The following is a 15,989-nucleotide window of genomic DNA, read 5'->3' as shown; positions in this document are numbered from 1 at the left end:
GGCGGCGCGGAGCGTCTTGCACCATGAGTTCACCGCAAATCCGTCGCGAGGACCGCGCCATGTCGCAGGAGCGGATCCTGGAGATGCTGGCACGCGGATATGCTGGCCATCTTGCGACAGTCAGCGAGGACGGGTTTCCCTACTGTATCCCGCTCCTCTATCGCTGGCTCGACGGTGAGGTGTATCTGCACACGACGGCCGCCCGGGGACATCTGCGCGCAAACATCGAGCGAGATCCCCGCGTCTGCATCGAGATCGATGAGCACGAAGGTGTCTTCGACTATGGCCGGTTCGAATGCGATTCCGGTCTCGCCTATCGAAGCATATGCCTGTTCGGCCGCATCCGGGTCGTGGGCGACACGGGCATCAAGCAGCGGTTCTGCGAAACGTTGATGGCCAAATACGGCAAGCCGGATACGACGCGACCGAAGGGGTTCTTCCCGCGGCTCGACATCATCACCGTCTACGCCGTCGCCGTTGAGCGCATGACCGGCAAGGAGACTTCGATGCCGCCGCTTTCCGAACAATGGCCCGCCAAGGATCGAACGAAAACGCCCAATGTCTCGGCCCCTACGATCCGCCGCTAATTCGCCAGATACCGCTCGTAGCTCCCGGTCACCGGCTCGCTCGTATCGACCTCGGGATCGAGCGTGTAGAGGTCCTGCGCGCGGCCGATGCCACGCAGCGCGTAGCGGCCGGTGGAGACGAGGTAGCGGCGGCCAGTGGCGTCCAGGCCCTTGTAGAACTCGGCCGAGGCCAGCAGCTCGCGGTCGACCGAGCGGCTCATCGAGGCGATGCGACTGACCTCGTTGACGGTGGGGCCGACGACGGTGAAGTCGAGCCGGTCCGCGCTGCCGATATTGCCGTAAAAGACCTCGCCGACATGCAGGCCGATATAGGCCGACGTCGTGGGACGGCCATCGGCCTCCCGCCGCTTGTTCAGCGCAGCGACGTTCTTGCGGAACAGATGCTCGGCGCGCAGCGCAGCGCGTCGCGCATCCGACATGTCCTCTCCCCAGAACATCGCGAGCACGCCATCGCCGATCAGCTTCAGCACGTCGCCGCCGGCATCGTGGATCGCGTCGATCACGGCCTGCGCATAGTCGTTGAGGAACGGGATGATCTCGTCGGGGCCGATGCTCTCGCTGATCCCGGTCGAGCCGCGCAAATCCGAATACCACAGCACGGCATTGATGCGCTCGGTGACGCCGCGCGTGATGCGCCCGCCCAGCACCTGCGCGGAGGCATCGCGACCGAGATAGACGCGGCCGAGGGTTCGCGCGATGTCGACCTGCTGCGCCGACTTGATCGCGAGCCCCAGCACCGGCACGAGATCGCGCAGAGCTTCGAGCTCGGGTTCGGAGAAGCCGCTGTCGCGGCGCGTGGTCCAGCAGGAATAGAGGCAATCCATCAGGCCGAGCGCGCCGTTCTCGCCGAAGCGATGCACGAAGGCGAGATAGTGCTTGTGGCCTTTTTCCGCGAGCTCGCCGATCTGCGAGAAATCCATCGAGGGCGCGTCGGCGAGATCAATCACCATCTCGTCGTTGCCGTGCTCGAGCATGTGGAAGAACACCGAGCGGCGCCAGCTCCTGGCGGCGTCGCCTTCGGCGGTCGAGCCGTATTCGAACGCGTCGCTCTCGTTGCTGGGACGATCGCTCCAGCGGAAGCCGCGGCCCTCATAGATCGGATGCAGCGTGTCGATCACGACGAGCCCGCGCGAGAGTTCCAGCCCTTCGGCGCGGCAGCGCTCGCAGAAGCCGCGGAGCAGCTCGTTTTCGGGCAAGCCCGTCAGCCCTTGGCCGGTCAGCCAGTTCATCAGCGCGAGGCGCGAGGTCAATTGCATGCGCCATTATGGCGTGCATTCGTGACGAGCGAAAGGCCACGCGCGAACCGTGCGCAACCAAGGCTCCCGTCCGCAGCAGATCGAATATGTCGCGGACGCTGTTGACGCACTCTCGCCGCGGGCCGCAAATGCAACCGATGACACCGCCGCACACCGAGACCAGAATCGCACCGAGATGAGCCAGCGCCAGCTTCCGATCATCCTGGCGCTCGGCACCACGCAGACCCTGGCCTGGGCTTCCAGCTATTACCTGCCGGCGCTGCTCGCCGATCCCATGGCGCGCGACCTCGGCGTCTCCTCCAACTGGATCTTTGGCGCGTTCTCGGCCTCGCTCGTGATCTCGGCGATGCTCGGCCCTCGCATCGGGCGGCAGATCGATCTGTTCGGAGGCCGGCAGGTGCTGTCGGTCTCGAACCTGACGATGGCCGCCGGTCTCGTCCTGCTCGGCCTCTCGCACTCATTGGCGGTGATGGCGTTCGCCTGGCTCGTGCTCGGCATCGGCATGGCGATGGGGCTCTATGACGCCGCCTTCGCCGCGCTCAGCCGCATCTACGGCACCGAGGCGCGCAGGCCTATCACCGGCATCACGCTGATGGCAGGCTTCGCCTCTACCGTCGGCTGGCCCCTCACCGCCTGGGGCCTGTCCCATATCGGCTGGCGGGAGACCTGTTTCGCCTGGGCGGCCGCCAATCTCCTGATCGGCCTGCCCCTGAACTTCTTCATGCTGCCGGCGATCAAGGGCGCCGGGCAGGCCGCGGCGACGGCCGAGAAGCCGCATTTGCCGCTCGACCGAACCATGGTGCTGCTCGCCTTCGTCTTCGCGGCGGTCTGGACCGTCACCGGCGCGATGGCCGTCCATTTCCCGCGCCTGCTGGAGGCCACAGGCGCGACGCATGTCGAGGCCATCGCGGCCGGCGCGCTGATCGGCCCGGCACAGGTGGCCGCGCGCATTCTCGAAGCGGGCTTTCTGAGCCGCTTCCATCCGCTGTGGTCGACGCGCCTTGCCTGCGTCACCCACCCCCTCGGCGCCGCCGTCGTCGCCATCTTCGGCGCGCCCGCCGCAACCGCGTTTGCGCTGCTCCACGGCTCGGGCAACGGCATTCTCACGATCGCGCGCGGCACGCTGCCGCTGTCGATCTTCGGTCCGAAGGATTTCGGCTACCGCCTCGGCATCATCGGCGCGCCGGCACGGATGGCGCAGGCCGTGGCGCCGCTGGCCTTCGGCCTGCTCATCGACGTCATGGGCGCCAAGGTGCTGTTGGTCTCCTCCGCGCTCAGCCTCTCGGCGCTGGCCGCGCTGTTCCTGATCCGCGCCGAACGGCGCCCGGATTGACCGCGCAGCCCCTTTCGCGCACAAGCGGGCCATGAGCGAAGACAACAGCCCGCCCCGCACCTTCAAAGGCCTGCTGCGCTGGGCAACCACGCCGCCACAGGCCTGGGGCGTCTATCTCCTCGCCATCATCCTGGTCTGGCTGCTCTCGTTCTACGCCGGCACGCTCAAGCCGAAGAAGACACCGGACGCCAGCCCGCCCCCGGTCACGGCGCCGCGCAACTAGGCCGGCTTCGCCTGGCTGGTCGCGATCCAGATGCCGGCGAACACAGCAACCAGCCCGATCAGAAGGTTTGCGGTGATCGACTCGCCGATGAGCAGCGCCGCAAGCAAGGTCGCGGCAATCGGATTGACCGTCATGGTATTGGCAACGCGGGTCGGCGTCGCCCGCGCCAGCGCCATCACCCAGAGGATGAAGGCGAGCGCGCCGCCGCCGATGCCGAGATAGATGCCGGCGATCCACTGCGCCGTCGTGAAATGATCGAGCGCCGCAAAGCTACCCTTCACGAACCCCGCCAGCGCCAGCACGCCGGCGCCCGCGCCCATGCCGACGGTGAGAAAACCCAATGCGCTTGAGCGCTGCATCAGCGGGCGCGACAGCACGTTGTAGAACGCCATGCAGAACACGGCACCGGTCATGATCAACTCGCCGCGCCAGGCGCCGGGCGGGCTCTGGGCGAGCCCCGCTGCCAGCGCGGCTGTCACACCGAGCACGGCGATGCCGACGCCGATGATCTTGCGCGCCGTGAGCCGCTCGACGCCGAGGATCGCACCGACCACCATGGTGTGGAGCGGCAGCGTCGCCAGCGCGAGACTGGCGCGCGCAGCGGTCGTGTAGGACACCGCGATATTGTAGAGGATGAAGAACAGGCCGAAGAAGCAGGTGCCGAGCAGGGCCACCGCCGGCCAGTCGGGCCGCTGCGGCCAGCGCACGCCAAGCAGCAGCGCGCAAGGCAACAGGCAGAGAAAGCCGATCCCCCAGCGCAGGATCGCCAGCAGAACCGGATCGGCGCCGCCGACGAGATAGCGGGTGATCGCCGCGGCGGTGCCGCCGAGGCTGCTCGACGCCAGCGCGATCGCAACCCCGGCCCACTCTCCCACGATCATCTCCTGTCGCGGAGCTTTCCTGGGCCGTAGCACGCTGCTGCTGCCAGCGTCATGGCAGCAGCCTCGGCGCAAACGCTAGTCGTAAAACTCAGGCGCCATCTTCTGGCTGTCGCGCTGGGCCTTGTCGTGGTTGATCCAGAGCTGCGCCTTCTCCTTGGTCAGCGTGTCGGCGATCTTCTGCATCGACGCCGCGCTCTGGTCCTTGTTGGCGTTCATGCTGGGGACGCGGCGGTTGTCCCAATTGTCCTTGAAGTGGACGGCGTCGCCCGACAGCACCACCGCGCCGGTTTTCGGCAGTTTCACCAGCAGCGACTGGTGTCCCGGCGTGTGGCCGGGCGTCGACAGGATGGTCAGGCTGCCGTCGCCGAACACGTCCTTGTCACCCGCGAGCAACTCGACCGGATGCGAGGGCTTGAAGCGCGGTTCGTTGTTGGCGCCGGGCCAGTCATATTCGGCCTTCTGCACGTAGAGCATGGCCTGCGGGAACAGCTCGACATTGCCGGTGTGGTCGGGATGCGTATGCGACACCGCCATCGCCTTGACGTCATCCGGCTTGAGGCCGAGCTGTTCGAGCTGGGCGGCCAACGTCTTCGGCCGGCGCCAGGCGACGGCCTTGGGATCGGCGGGGACAAGGCCATTCGGCATGGCGGCGACGGCATCGGCGATGCCGGTGTCCCACAGGAACCAGCCCTTGCTGCTGTGCTTGATGAGATAGCAGCTGTCGACGAAATCCATCGACTTGCCCTCGTTCAGGCCGGGCGTCCAGCGCGAGATGTCCCCGGCGGTGCCCTCCCCGCAATTGAGGACGTAGAGCTTTTCGACGCCCGATTTCTCGGACTGCGCAACGGCCGCGTGGCCGGACAGAGCCAGCGCGGCAACGGCGAGAGCAAACTTGATCCTGGGCATCATCCTTGGTCCCTCTTGCAGAGCCGTGTATGGCTGCGACCGAGGATCAACCCCGGCCGCGACGCCGAATTCCGTTTCGGCAGATCACATCAATGCGGACAGGTCTCGACCTCGACCGTGATGTGGCTCAGGCCCTTCAGCCCAGCGAGCCGCTTCTTGTAGACGGCCGGCTGCTTCGGCTTGTCCGACACCACCGAGACCAGCACGGCGCAATGGCCGGGCCCGACCTGCCAGAGATGCAGGTCGGTGACGCGGTCCTCTCCGACCTCCATGCGGGCGCGGATGGTGCGTTCGAGCTTCTCGTCGGCGCGCACGTCGAGAAGCACCGCGCCTGATGACTTGACCAGGCCGAACGCCCAGCTCGCGATCACGGCGCTGCCGATCAGGCCGACGGCCGGATCGGCCCAGACCCATCCCGAATACATCGCGACCACCAGCGCTGCGATCGCCAGCACCGAGGTCGCCGCATCGGCCATGACGTGGACATAGGCCGCACGAAGATTGTTGTCGTGATGATGGTGGTGATGACCGTGATCGTCGTGATCATCATGCGCATGCCCAAGGCCGTAGTCATGGCCGTGGTCATGGCCGTGATGATGGTGATCATGGCTGTCGCGCAGCAGCCACGCGCTGGCGAGGTTGACGCAGAGGCCGAGGGCGGCGACCGCGATGGCCTCGCCATAGACGATCGGCACCGGCGTGAACAGCCGCAGCACGCTCTCATAGGCGATCTCGACCGCGATCAGGCCCAGGATGATCGCGCTGGAGAAGGCGGCGAGGTCGCCGAACTTGCCCGTGCCGAAGGTGAAATGCGCATTCCCCAGGTGTCGGCGCGCGAAACGGTAGGCGAAAGCAGCAATGCCAAGCGCGGCCGCATGCGTGCCCATGTGCCAGCCGTCGGCAAGCAGCGCCATCGAGCCGAACAGCGAGCCGGCGACGATCTCGCCGACCATCATCACCAGCGTCAGGACGACCACGAGCCAGGTGCGCCGCTCGTTCTCATCGTGCTTCTCGCCCAGAAAGACGTGGTCATGGGTCCATTGCTCGGTCGAATGGGAATGCATCGAAAAGTCTCCGAAAGGTCCGGTCCGTTGACCCGCAATATAGACCTGCGGAATGTCCGGGCAAAATCAAGTCAACGAGCCGATTGACAGCCCGGGGCGGTTTCGTTGTAATGACGCTCATGGGGATTGAGCGATCTCCCCACGAGGCGACAAGCCCAAGTATCGCGTCCCGTTTGTTCTTACGAGGGCGCATCATGTCTTCCTACACAACGATATCATCTGAAAAATTGGCACGGCTGATCGGCACGGCGAACGCCCCTGCCCTGATTGACGTGCGCACGGACGAGGATTTTGCCGCAGACCCGCGACTGATCCCCGGCTCGATCAAGTTCAGCCACAGCAACGTTCCGGACTGGGGCGGCGAATTTTCCGGCCGCTCCGCCATCGTCGCCTGCCTGCGCGGCGCAAAGCTCGCGCAGGGCACGGCGGCCTGGCTCAGGCAGCTAGGGGTCCAGGCTGAGACGCTGGAAGGCGGTTTCGAGGGCTGGAAGGACGCAAAGCTGCCGCTGGTCGATGCTGCAAAACTGCCGCCGCGCGACGCCAAGGGCCGCACCGTCTGGGTGACGCGGGCCCGGCCGAAGGTCGACCGCATCGCCTGCCCCTGGTTGATCCGCCGCTTCGTCGATCCCAACGCGGTGTTCCTGTTCGTCGCGCCCTCTGAAGTGGTCGCCGTGGGCGAGCGTTTCAACGCGGCGCCGTTCGACATCGAGAACGTGTTCTGGAGTCACCGCGGCGAGCTCTGCACCTTCGACGTGATGATCGAGGAGTTCGGGATTGCAACACCGCCCCTGCTGCGGCTTGCCACGCTGGTCCGTGGCGCAGACACCGCGCGACCCGACCTCGCGCCGGAAGCCCCCGGCCTGCTCGCGGCCTCGCTCGGGCTGTCGCGGATGTACGACGACGATCTCGAGCAGCTCGAAGCCGGCATGACGCTCTACGACGCCTTCTACCGCTGGTGCCGCGACGCTACGGCCGAGACCCACAACTGGCCGACCAACAAGGTGAAGGCGTGATGGACACCCGCGCCAATCCAACGGAAGCTGATGCCGGTCACGGCATCAGCTTCGGCGAAGCCTTCCGTGTCTGGCTCCGCGTCGCCTGCCTGAGCTTCGGCGGCCCCGCGGGCCAGATCGCGGTGATGCATCGCATCCTGGTCGAGGAGAAGAACTGGATCTCCGAAGGCCGATTCCTGCATGCGCTGAACTACTGCATGCTCTTGCCGGGACCGGAGGCGCAGCAGCTGGCCACCTATGTCGGCTGGCTGATGCATCGCACCGCCGGCGGGCTGATGGCGGGCGGGCTCTTCGTCCTGCCCGGCATCATCGCGATCATGGGCCTCAGCTACATCTACGCGGCTTTCGGCAATGTCAGCTTCGTCGAGGCGCTGTTCTTTGGGCTCAAGGCCGCCGTGCTCACCATCGTCCTCGAGGCTGTGGTGCGCGTCGGCAAGCGCGCGCTTAAGAACCGCATCATGATTGGGCTCGCCGCAATCGCCTTCGTCGCGATCTTCTTCTTCGCGGTCCCCTTCCCGATCATCATCATCGCCGCCGGCGTGATCGGATATGTCGGCGCGCGGGCCGGCCGTCCGGAGTTTGCCCCGGCGGCTCACGGTCCCGGCGGCAGCACCGCCGTGATCGACAGCATGCTCGGCGAAGCCGTTCCCGAGCATGTGCGCCCCAACACCGCGCGCGCGATCCGCGTCGGTGCGCTCTGGCTCGCGCTCTGGCTGGTGCCGGTGATCGCGCTGCTTTTGATTCTTGGTCAAGCCAGCGTGTTCAGCCAGATCGCGCTGTTCTTCTCGAAGATGGCGCTGGTCACGTTCGGCGGCGCTTATGCGGTGCTGGCATATGTTGCGCAACAGGCAGTCGAGCATTATCACTGGCTGAAGCCGCACGAGATGCTCGACGGTCTCGGCATGGCCGAGACCACGCCCGGCCCGTTGATCATGGTGCTTCAGTTCGTTGGCTTCATGGCCGCCTATCGCGATCCAAGCGGCCTGTCGCCGATGCTTGCAGCGACGCTTGGCGGATTGCTTGCGACCTGGGTCACGTTCACGCCCTGCTTCCTCTGGATCTTCGTCGGCGCCCCCTATATCGAGCGCCTGCGCGGTAACACGGGCCTCGCCGGTGCACTCAGCGCGATCACCGCCGCCGTCGTCGGCGTGATCCTTAACCTCTCGATCTGGTTCGCGCTGCACACGCTGTTCCGCGAGACCGTGCCGGTGCACGCCTTCCCGCTGTCCTTCGACAGGCCGGTGCTGACGAGCGTTGACGTCCCGGCGCTGCTGCTGTCGATCGCGGCCGCGACCGCGATCTTCCGCTTCAAGCTCGGCATGCTCACCGTGCTCGCCGGCAGCTGCGCCGTGGGTGTGGTGCTAAGGCTGGTGGGCCTGATCTAGGCCGCGGCAGCCGCACGACCGGGGTCGAACTCTCCGTCGCGCGGCTCGAGCAGGCGCGACGGTTGCTCCGCGCCCGGCTGCGCCGAGGGACGCTGCGCGGCATCGCAGGTGCCGCGCCACTGCTCGATCAGATCGAGATTCGAATTGGTGCGGAGCGAGTCCTCCAGCGCCGGCATCGCGCTGGCGCCATCGGCCCCCTGCAAAATCCGATCGAACTCCTCGGACCTTCCCTGGAGTCGCGCCTGCCACGAAGCCCACAGCAGCGAGCTCGCCGTGCGGATACCGTGCGTGCGTAGCTTTTCGCGTGCGCTGCCTCCTTCCTTCGGCTTGGGCTGCGGCCCAAGCTGCGTGTAGAGGATGGCCTGGTCGGTCCAGTCGATGATCCGCTCCGGCGGAAGGCGCGTGTTGAGCAAGAGCTCGACGATGTCGGCAGTCGCCATATTCGGGACGTTCTCGATGTCCTCCTCCTCGAGCCTGACCTCGTGCCAGACGGTGAGACCATCGAGATCGCTGATCGGCAATTGCGAGACCATGCTCGGCAAGATGAGGCCCGCCGCCTTCTTGAACATCTGCTCCACGACCTGCCAGAGCACGCGCGGGAATACGCCGAAGACGAAGCCGGCGAGCAGAAGCAGATGGTCGTTCGCGCTAGACACAGCCGTGAAGGTCCAGATCCCGATGACGGCCAGAATGATGCGCAGCGACACCGCGACATAGGCGCTGCCACCGAGATCCTCCAGGACGTAGCGGCGAAACAGCATCTGGAGCGAGAAGAAATAGGCGCCGAGGAACGCGAGCTGGACCGGCGTGCCCGACGGCGTCAGCGCCTGCACGCCCGGACTCACGGTGAAGACAACGTCGGCCTGATACGGCGGCAGCGTGACAAACCAGCCGAGCGAAATCAGCACCGTGGCGAGCAAGACCGGGACCGTCGCAGTCGAGAGTGTCGTCACGCCGCCGGTATCCGCCCTTGAATATTTGCCGAGACGGCCGCTCAGCACATCCGCATAGACGTTCGGCGCAAGCTCGCCATAGATGGCTTCGAACTTCTGAAGATACCCCTGAACGCGACGTCCCCGGATCGCCGCATCCTCGTTCCGCACCTGGCGCAACAGCCCCAGACGATCGAGATTGACCAGGTATTCGTTCAGCAGGCTCGCCTTGCGCGTTCCGACGAAGAGATACCACATTGCGCCGGGCAGCAGGCACACCACGGCCAGGAACACGCCGCGCAGCACCGTGTACTGGTAGAATTTGCCGAGCGAGGCAACAATGGCCACGATCGACACCAGCACCAGCATGAAGAATATGAAGAGCCCCGCTCGTGTGGACGCCTTGCTCTCTCTCAGCCATCGCTGCCCGATCGGCATCAGCAAGATCGTCGGGATGACGACAGCGGCGAACACCACGATCGGGATGATCACCTGGCGTGAGTCCCAGATGAAATTGCGGAGCGGCTCCACGCTGAGGACCACGATGAAAACGCCGCCAAGAAATGGAATCACCTCGAAGAACGATTCCAGCCGTTTGGCGAATCCGGATGCGGGCGCCGGAGCTTCAGACTCTGCAAGGTCCGCCTGAGCCGACTCGTCGGCGGGCACGGGTTTTGGAGTGTCGCTCATTGCCAGACCTCCCTTCATTGCGGGAACAGCGTCTGAAAATGCGAACCGCCAGCGCTTATCGGGCATGGCGTAATTTGAGCCGAACTCCGGCCATGGTGCTGGGTCAGCCAGCACTGTCGAATGCTAGCACGACCCCGCTGTGACCGCTGTGAAGTGGTTCACCTTCGATGGCACCAGGTAAAATCAGCATCGACGTCAACGAGCCGTCATGCTCGCCGCGTGCATCGGATCCGAGCGTGACATTTGCGCCACGGCTCTACCCCAAATTGTGCACATCATGCGAATTGCACTTTCCCGAGCAGCGGCATTTCTGGCAGACATGTGCCAAGTTGTCGCAGGCGGGAATGGGGACTGACATGGGGCGTTTCGCGGTCGCTTGGGTGGGCGGGCTTTTGGCATTGGGATTTTCCAGCGCGGCCTTGGCGGCTGATCTGGCGGTGAAGGCACCTCCCCTCGCGCCTATCCCCTTCACCTGGACCGGTTGCTACGTCGGCGCACACGTCGGCGGTGTCGTCAGCGACGACCGGACCACCAACTCGCTTGGAAACTCTGTCTCCTTCAGTTCAACAGGCTTCGTTGGGGGCGGACAGGTCGGCTGCGACTATCAATTCGCGACCAGATGGGTCGTGGGTGCCGAAGGCCGTGCTGCCTGGAGCAGCCTCCGCAACTCGCACGCCGGCACCGTCAGAAACCTCGTGACCGGCGTCGTCGTCCCCAGCCAGTTCACGATGAGCAACGACTTCCTGGCCTCGGCCACCGCGCGGCTCGGCTACGCGTTCGCTGATCGCTGGCTGGTGTTCGTCCGGGGCGGCGGCGCCTGGACGCGTGAAAAGCTTGACGATGCCTTCACGCCCGCTGGTGGCGTCCCCGTCAATCCCAGCGGAGCCAGCACCCGAACCGGCTGGACCGCCGGCACCGGCGTCGACTGGGCGTTCGCGCCGCACTGGTCCGCGGTTTTCGAGTACGACTATTACGACTTCGGCGACCACAGCGCGTTGCTGAGCAATGGGGCCGGCACGACCGTCAACATCTTCAGCCTGAAGGATCGCATTCACGCCGTGACGGCAGGCGTGAACTATCACTTCTAGCGCTAACGCATCATCATCCGCGCAATCGCCTCGCCGATCACCACCGTCGTGAAGTGGGTATTGGCGCGGCAGTCGGACGGCATGATCGAGGCGTCGGCCACGCGCAGGCCGCTTATGCCCTTCACCGTGCCATCAGGGTTGACCACGCCGTCAGCGTCGTTAACGCCGCTCATGCGGCAACTGCCGGCGGCATGCTGGATGTCTCCGGTCTCGCGGCGCAGCAGCGCATCGAGCTCGTGATCCGGCAAGGCCGCAGCTTGCGGCAGCGTCAGATCGGTGTCGGTCAGCCTGATCCAATCGGCAATGCCTGAAAGCGCCGGCTGCGAGGTGATCACGGCCAGCCGTTTCACCGCGTCCATCATGCGCAGCATGTCGCGGGGATCGGCAAGCATGTTCTCCTCGACGATGGGATCGATCGCCGGATCGGTCGAGGCCAGCTTGAGCGTGCCGCGCGAATAGGCGTTGAACAGGCCGGCGCCGATCGCTCCAGGCACGCCGATGCCGCGGTGGTTGAACGCGATCAGGATCATGTCGCGCTTGCCGCCATCGGCGAGGCCGGAGGAATAGGTCACGCAGCAATTGGTGTGGCGGGTGTCCGGATCGGTCGGCCGCAGATTTTCGTGGAGCTGGACCGTGACGCGAAACAACGGGTGGTCGAAGAAGTGGCGGCCGACCGGCAGATCGCGCTCGACCGCGATCCCCATCGCCTTCAGCTCATCCGCCGGTCCGATGCCAGAACGCAGCAGGATCGCCGGACTGTGGATGGCGCCGGCGCAGAGCACGATCTGGCGCGCGCTGATCTCGTGGGTGCCCTGCCCTTCGAAGTGAACACGAAGGCCGGTCGCCCGGCCGTCGCTGATCAGCACGCGATCGACCAGCGCGTGCCCGCGAATCTCGAGATTGGCACGGCCGCGCGCCGGCTCGAGATAACCCTCGTTGGTCGTGATGCGGCGGCTGTCCCGGCTGTTGATGGGATAGCAGGCGACGCCCTCGCCATCAGGACCGTTGAGGTCGGCGCACCAGGGATAGCCGCTCGCCAGCGCCGCATCGCGGAGGCCGCGGTCGATCGGGCCCCACTTCTCGGGCGGAGCGCGATAGACCGGCAGCGGTCCGCCGCTTCCATGGCCCGGGGCGTCACCAAATTCCAAATCATCCTCGATCACCGAGAACAGCGGCATCACGTCCTTGGCCGACCAGCCGGTGCAGCCATTGGCTGCCCATTCGTCGAACGCGTCGGCGACGCCGCGGATGGCAATCTGGCCGTTCATCATCGATGAGCCGCCAAGCCCCTTGCCGCGCCAGTAGAAGCGCGGCTCCTGCCCGGCCACCCGGCGCGTCAGGAGATCAGGCCATTGCCATTTCTCCTGGTACTCACGCTTGTGGATGATCGGGATCGGATTTGGCGTCATCACCTCCCAGGGCGCCTCGTCGGCGCGCCAGTCCAGCCCCGCCTCGAGCAGCAGGACACGCCGTGCGGGATCCTCGGAAAGCCGTGCCGCAACAGCGGCGCCGGCGGAGCCGCCGCCGACAACAATGACATCGTACATCGCGTTACTTCTCAACGTTCCAGAACACCGGGATGGCGGACGGTATCAGACCGCGCAGCGTGGCGCGATAGGCCGCCGGCTGCGCGAACTGGCCCCACGGGATCGCGGGCGCCTGATCGTACATGACGCTCTGAATCTCGCCGGCGATCTTCTTGCGATCCTCCTCGGCAGGCGCCTTGGCGAAGGCCTCCATCAAGGGTGTGATGCGCGCATCGCATTGCCAGCCGGTGAAGTCGGCGCAGTTGAAGGCGACCATGACGTTGGTCAGCGGCGAGCCCAGATCAAAACCGCCGGCGTGGACGCCATAGACGCTCCAGCCCTCCCTCTTGGCGCGGCGCGCCAGCACGCTCGCCCAGTCCATCACCTGGAGATCGACGTTGAACCCGGCCTGCTTCAGCCGCTCAGCCAGCACCTGCGCCGAGACGCGCGGGGCTTCGAGGTCGTTGGCTTCCATGACGACCACGGGCTCGCCGGCATATTTGGTCGCCTTCAACGCGGCTTTCGCGGCTTCAATCGACGTCTTCGCGGCCGCTTCCGTGCCCGCCTTGCTCTCATAGGTGGTGCCGCAGGTGAAGAACGTCGCGCAGGGAGCGGCGTATTTGGCATCGAGCCCGAGCGCATCCAGCACCTCGCGCTGGTCGACCAGCTTCCACAGCACGCGGCGAATTTCCGGATCATCAAACGGCTTCGATGCGGCGTTGAGACGATAGGCGCCGGCGAACATGTTGCCGCCGGTGAAATTGACCAGCTTGACGCGGGAATTCTTTTCCAGCTGCGGCAACAGATCGAACGGCGCATATTGCATGAAGTCGACCTCCCCGGCCTGCAGCGCGGACGCGGCGGTCGCACCATCAGGGATGACGCGGATCTCGAGCGTGTCGATGCCGACGCGCTTGCCGCCGGCGAGGAAATCGGCGGGCTCGGGGCGCGGCACATAGTCGGCGAATTTCTTCAGGATCATACGATCGCCGGTGCGGTGATCGGCCTTGCTGTAGACGAACGGGCCGGAGCCAATGATCTCCGTGATGCGCTGGTCGCCGGGTGTTTTCGCGATGCGCTCGGGCATGATGAAGGCGACGGGGCTGACGGGATTGCCGAGCGCATCGATCACGAGGCCGGACGGCTCCTTCAGCGTCAGCACGAAGGTTTTCGCATCCGTCGGCTCGAGCGAGGCTGTGATCGCGAAGATCCGACGGCCGAGAGCGCTGCGGGTGCCCCAGCGGCGCAGCGACGCCATGCAATCGGCCGCCGTGACCGGCTGGCCGTCATGCCATTTCAGGCCGTCGCGCAGCGTGAACGTATAGGTCAATCCGTCGGATGAGACTTTCCAGTCCTGCACCATCTGCGGCTTGATGTCGCCCTTGGAGTCTTTCGCAAAGAGCGTGTCGAACACCATGTAGCCAAACGTGCGCGAAATGTAGGCCGTGGAAAAATGCGGATCGAGCGTGACGATCTCCGCCTCGAGCACTGCAACGAGATTGCCCGCCGCATGCGCGGGCGCCGCGACCAGCGCGAGGCCGAACAGCGCCGGAATAAAAGCCTTCAGTTTGAACATTGTGCCTTTTGCTTCTTCTTGAGAGTTCATTTGCAGGCAAAGAAAAAGCAATGTTCGTGCCCGATCGACGCAGGCACTTATGCGCTCACGCCTATCTGCCAAGCGTTTGCGCCACACTCGCTGTCATCGCCCGCGAATGCAGGCGATCCAGTATTCCGGAGAGGGGCGTGATGAAACCGAGAAGCCGCGGCGTACTGGATGCCCCGGTCAAGTGTTTAGCCCGGACAGATCACTGACGGGTGTTCGGAGACATAGCTGACACATCAACATTGGCTGGATTGGTCCGATTCGGGAGGCCGTCCATGCCTTGGAGCGAGGTGTCAGTGATGGATCAGCGCCACGAGTTTGTGCGGCTGGCTTTGCAGGAGGGCGCCAACCGGCGCGAACTGTGCCGTCGGTTCAACATCAGTCCTGACGTCGGCTACAAGTGGCTGGCGCGCTGGCAGGCCGGCGATCGGGAGCTGGCCGACTGTTCCCGGCGCCCGCATGCGATGCCCAAGCGGAGTGAGGCTGCGGTCGAAGCAGAAGTCCTGGCTGTACGCGACAAGCATCCGGCTTGGGGAGCACGGAAGATTGCCCATTGCCTGAAGCGGGGCGGGCAGACGGTGCCTGTGCCATCAACGGTGCACCAGATCCTGTGTCGGAACGGCCGGATCAAACCGAGTGAGAATGCGCCGCCCAATCCGGGCCACCGGTTCGAGAAGGAAGCTCCCAACCTGCTGTGGCAGATGGACTTCAAGGGTCACCTGCCGCTCGCCAATGGGACGCGGTGCCATCCGCTAACGATCGTCGACGATCACTCGCGCTACGTGCTGTGCCTGAAGGCATGTGCCGACGAGCAGCGCCTCACCGTGCAGAATCACTTGTCGACGACGTTCCGCTGCTATGGCCTGCCGGAGGCGTTCTACACCGACAATGGCTCACCCTGGGGCGATACGTCCGGCATTCGTTGGACCGGACTGAAGGTGTGGCTGCTCAAGCTTGGCGTCAGGGTGGTGCACGCCAGGCCATGCCACCCACAGGCCCGCGGCAAGAACGAACGCTTCCATCGCACCCTGAAGGCCGAGGTGTTTGCAATGCGCCGTTTCCGCACTCTGCCGGAAGTCCAGCGCGCCTTCGACGCCTGGCGGCCGGTCTACAATCTGGAGCGGCCTCACCAAGGCCTCGATATGCAGGTCCCTGCCGATCGCTTCCGGCCAAGTGCTCGCCCCATGCCGGCCCGCGTTCCGAACATCGAATACGACAGCGGCGAGATCGTGCGCAGGGTCTCATCGACAAGACCCTACATCTCCTTCAAGGGACACTTCTGGAAAGTTCCCCAGGCCTTCGCCCGCGAACGCCTTGCCATCCGGCCGCTGGATCGTGACGGCCACTACGGAATCTTCTTCGCCAGCTGGCAGGTCGCATCGATCGACTTGACCAATGGCCAACCTGTCAGTGATGTGTCCGAACAGGTGTCAGCCATGTCTCCGGACTAAACATCAAGCCGGGGCATGACACCTGTGTTGTGGCGTCCCGGCTCTGCGCAG

14 protein-coding genes are annotated in these 15,989 nt (G+C 65.2%); 7 read left to right on the top strand and 7 right to left on the bottom strand.

Translation table 11 applies throughout. The features are described 5' to 3' along the window. Positions 1 to 23: 23 nt before the first annotated feature. Positions 24 to 587 carry a pyridoxamine 5'-phosphate oxidase family protein gene (locus AB7Z56_RS19150; RefSeq protein ID WP_441256398.1) on the top strand — a complete coding sequence of 188 codons (564 nt, stop codon included), beginning with the start codon at positions 24 to 26 and terminating at the stop codon, positions 585 to 587. On the opposite strand, the gene AB7Z56_RS19145 is transcribed toward AB7Z56_RS19150, so the two are convergent. Beyond that, entirely contained in the window at positions 584 to 1,843 is a 1,260-nt protein-coding gene (locus AB7Z56_RS19145; protein ID WP_063982846.1) for an adenylate/guanylate cyclase domain-containing protein, read from the bottom strand. The two genes, AB7Z56_RS19150 and AB7Z56_RS19145, sit on opposite strands and share 4 nt — an antisense overlap. Positions 1,844 to 2,018: 175 nt before the next feature. Between AB7Z56_RS19145 and AB7Z56_RS19140 the strand changes: the two genes are divergently transcribed. Both AB7Z56_RS19140 and AB7Z56_RS19135 read left to right on the top strand, forming a co-directional pair. Beyond that, positions 2,019 to 3,176, top strand: coding sequence for an MFS transporter (locus tag AB7Z56_RS19140; protein ID WP_283018885.1), 1,158 nt, complete (start codon positions 2,019 to 2,021; stop codon positions 3,174 to 3,176). Between the two features lie 31 nt (positions 3,177 to 3,207). Next, positions 3,208 to 3,399, top strand: coding sequence for a hypothetical protein (locus AB7Z56_RS19135; RefSeq protein WP_071913207.1), 192 nt, complete (start codon positions 3,208 to 3,210; stop codon positions 3,397 to 3,399). Here the strand turns inward: AB7Z56_RS19135 and AB7Z56_RS19130 are convergent. From AB7Z56_RS19130 to dmeF, 3 genes are all read right to left on the bottom strand, one after another. Continuing rightward, entirely contained in the window at positions 3,396 to 4,274 is an 879-nt protein-coding gene (locus AB7Z56_RS19130; protein WP_354132553.1) for a DMT family transporter, read from the bottom strand. The two genes, AB7Z56_RS19135 and AB7Z56_RS19130, sit on opposite strands and share 4 nt — an antisense overlap. Before the next feature lie 81 nt (positions 4,275 to 4,355). Continuing rightward, a complete protein-coding gene (locus AB7Z56_RS19125) occupies positions 4,356 to 5,189 on the bottom strand; it encodes an N-acyl homoserine lactonase family protein (protein WP_283016756.1) in 834 nt (277 codons plus the stop codon). Positions 5,190 to 5,275: 86 nt separating this feature from the next. Next, complete coding sequence (gene dmeF / locus AB7Z56_RS19120; protein ID WP_283016757.1) at positions 5,276 to 6,250, bottom strand: CDF family Co(II)/Ni(II) efflux transporter DmeF; 975 nt, start codon at positions 6,248 to 6,250, stop codon at positions 5,276 to 5,278. 194 nt (positions 6,251 to 6,444) lie between these two features. Here dmeF and AB7Z56_RS19115 point away from each other — a divergent pair, with 194 nt between their 5' ends. Together AB7Z56_RS19115 and chrA are read left to right on the top strand one after the other, a co-directional pair. Further along, positions 6,445 to 7,263, top strand: a complete 819-nt coding sequence (locus AB7Z56_RS19115) for a chromate resistance protein ChrB domain-containing protein (RefSeq protein ID WP_283016758.1) — start codon at positions 6,445 to 6,447, stop codon at positions 7,261 to 7,263. Next, positions 7,263 to 8,648, top strand: a complete 1,386-nt coding sequence (gene chrA / locus AB7Z56_RS19110) for a chromate efflux transporter (RefSeq protein ID WP_283016759.1) — start codon at positions 7,263 to 7,265, stop codon at positions 8,646 to 8,648. The genes AB7Z56_RS19115 and chrA overlap by 1 nt, the downstream gene beginning before the upstream one ends. On the opposite strand, the gene AB7Z56_RS19105 is transcribed toward chrA, so the two are convergent. Then, complete coding sequence (locus AB7Z56_RS19105; protein WP_283016760.1) at positions 8,645 to 10,270, bottom strand: hypothetical protein; 1,626 nt, start codon at positions 10,268 to 10,270, stop codon at positions 8,645 to 8,647. The genes chrA and AB7Z56_RS19105 overlap by 4 nt on opposite strands. 356 nt (positions 10,271 to 10,626) lie before the next feature. Here AB7Z56_RS19105 and AB7Z56_RS19100 point away from each other — a divergent pair, with 356 nt between their 5' ends. After that, positions 10,627 to 11,358: an outer membrane protein gene (locus tag AB7Z56_RS19100; protein WP_283016761.1), complete on the top strand. Its 732-nt coding sequence runs from the start codon at positions 10,627 to 10,629 to the stop codon at positions 11,356 to 11,358. Positions 11,359 to 11,360: 2 nt separating this feature from the next. Here the strand turns inward: AB7Z56_RS19100 and AB7Z56_RS19095 are convergent, their stop codons facing one another. Together AB7Z56_RS19095 and AB7Z56_RS19090 are read right to left on the bottom strand one after the other, a co-directional pair. Further along, entirely contained in the window at positions 11,361 to 12,905 is a 1,545-nt protein-coding gene (locus tag AB7Z56_RS19095; RefSeq protein WP_283016762.1) for a GMC family oxidoreductase, read from the bottom strand. Between the two features lie 4 nt (positions 12,906 to 12,909). Then, a complete protein-coding gene (locus AB7Z56_RS19090) occupies positions 12,910 to 14,460 on the bottom strand; it encodes an ABC transporter substrate-binding protein (protein WP_283016763.1) in 1,551 nt (516 codons plus the stop codon). Between the two features lie 302 nt (positions 14,461 to 14,762). Here AB7Z56_RS19090 and AB7Z56_RS19085 point away from each other — a divergent pair, with 302 nt between their 5' ends. Next, positions 14,763 to 15,938, top strand: a complete 1,176-nt coding sequence (locus AB7Z56_RS19085; protein ID WP_283016764.1) for an IS481 family transposase — start codon at positions 14,763 to 14,765, stop codon at positions 15,936 to 15,938. Positions 15,939 to 15,989: the final 51 nt, after the last annotated feature.

It is taken from the genome of Bradyrhizobium sp. 482_C4_N1_8 (assembly GCF_052075965.1).
Taxonomy (GTDB): domain Bacteria; phylum Pseudomonadota; class Alphaproteobacteria; order Rhizobiales; family Xanthobacteraceae; genus Bradyrhizobium; species Bradyrhizobium barranii.
This window is presented reverse-complemented; position numbering and strand designations above follow the sequence as displayed.

What these genes read in the sequence shown, in the direction of transcription:
- AB7Z56_RS19150 (WP_441256398.1), top strand. Translation starts at nt 24, where the DNA reads ATGAGTTCACCGCAAATCCGTCGCGAGGACCGCGCCATGTCGCAGGAG.
- AB7Z56_RS19145 (WP_063982846.1), bottom strand. Translation starts at nt 1,843, where the DNA reads ATGCAATTGACCTCGCGCCTCGCGCTGATGAACTGGCTGACCGGCCAA.
- AB7Z56_RS19140 (WP_283018885.1), top strand. Translation starts at nt 2,019, where the DNA reads ATGAGCCAGCGCCAGCTTCCGATCATCCTGGCGCTCGGCACCACGCAG.
- AB7Z56_RS19135 (WP_071913207.1), top strand. Translation starts at nt 3,208, where the DNA reads ATGAGCGAAGACAACAGCCCGCCCCGCACCTTCAAAGGCCTGCTGCGC.
- AB7Z56_RS19125 (WP_283016756.1), bottom strand. Translation starts at nt 5,189, where the DNA reads ATGATGCCCAGGATCAAGTTTGCTCTCGCCGTTGCCGCGCTGGCTCTG.
- dmeF (WP_283016757.1), bottom strand. Translation starts at nt 6,250, where the DNA reads ATGCATTCCCATTCGACCGAGCAATGGACCCATGACCACGTCTTTCTG.
- AB7Z56_RS19115 (WP_283016758.1), top strand. Translation starts at nt 6,445, where the DNA reads ATGTCTTCCTACACAACGATATCATCTGAAAAATTGGCACGGCTGATC.
- chrA (WP_283016759.1), top strand. Translation starts at nt 7,263, where the DNA reads ATGGACACCCGCGCCAATCCAACGGAAGCTGATGCCGGTCACGGCATC.
- AB7Z56_RS19105 (WP_283016760.1), bottom strand. Translation starts at nt 10,270, where the DNA reads ATGAGCGACACTCCAAAACCCGTGCCCGCCGACGAGTCGGCTCAGGCG.
- AB7Z56_RS19100 (WP_283016761.1), top strand. Translation starts at nt 10,627, where the DNA reads ATGGGGCGTTTCGCGGTCGCTTGGGTGGGCGGGCTTTTGGCATTGGGA.
- AB7Z56_RS19095 (WP_283016762.1), bottom strand. Translation starts at nt 12,905, where the DNA reads ATGTACGATGTCATTGTTGTCGGCGGCGGCTCCGCCGGCGCCGCTGTT.
- AB7Z56_RS19090 (WP_283016763.1), bottom strand. Translation starts at nt 14,460, where the DNA reads ATGTTCAAACTGAAGGCTTTTATTCCGGCGCTGTTCGGCCTCGCGCTG.
- AB7Z56_RS19085 (WP_283016764.1), top strand. Translation starts at nt 14,763, where the DNA reads ATGCCTTGGAGCGAGGTGTCAGTGATGGATCAGCGCCACGAGTTTGTG.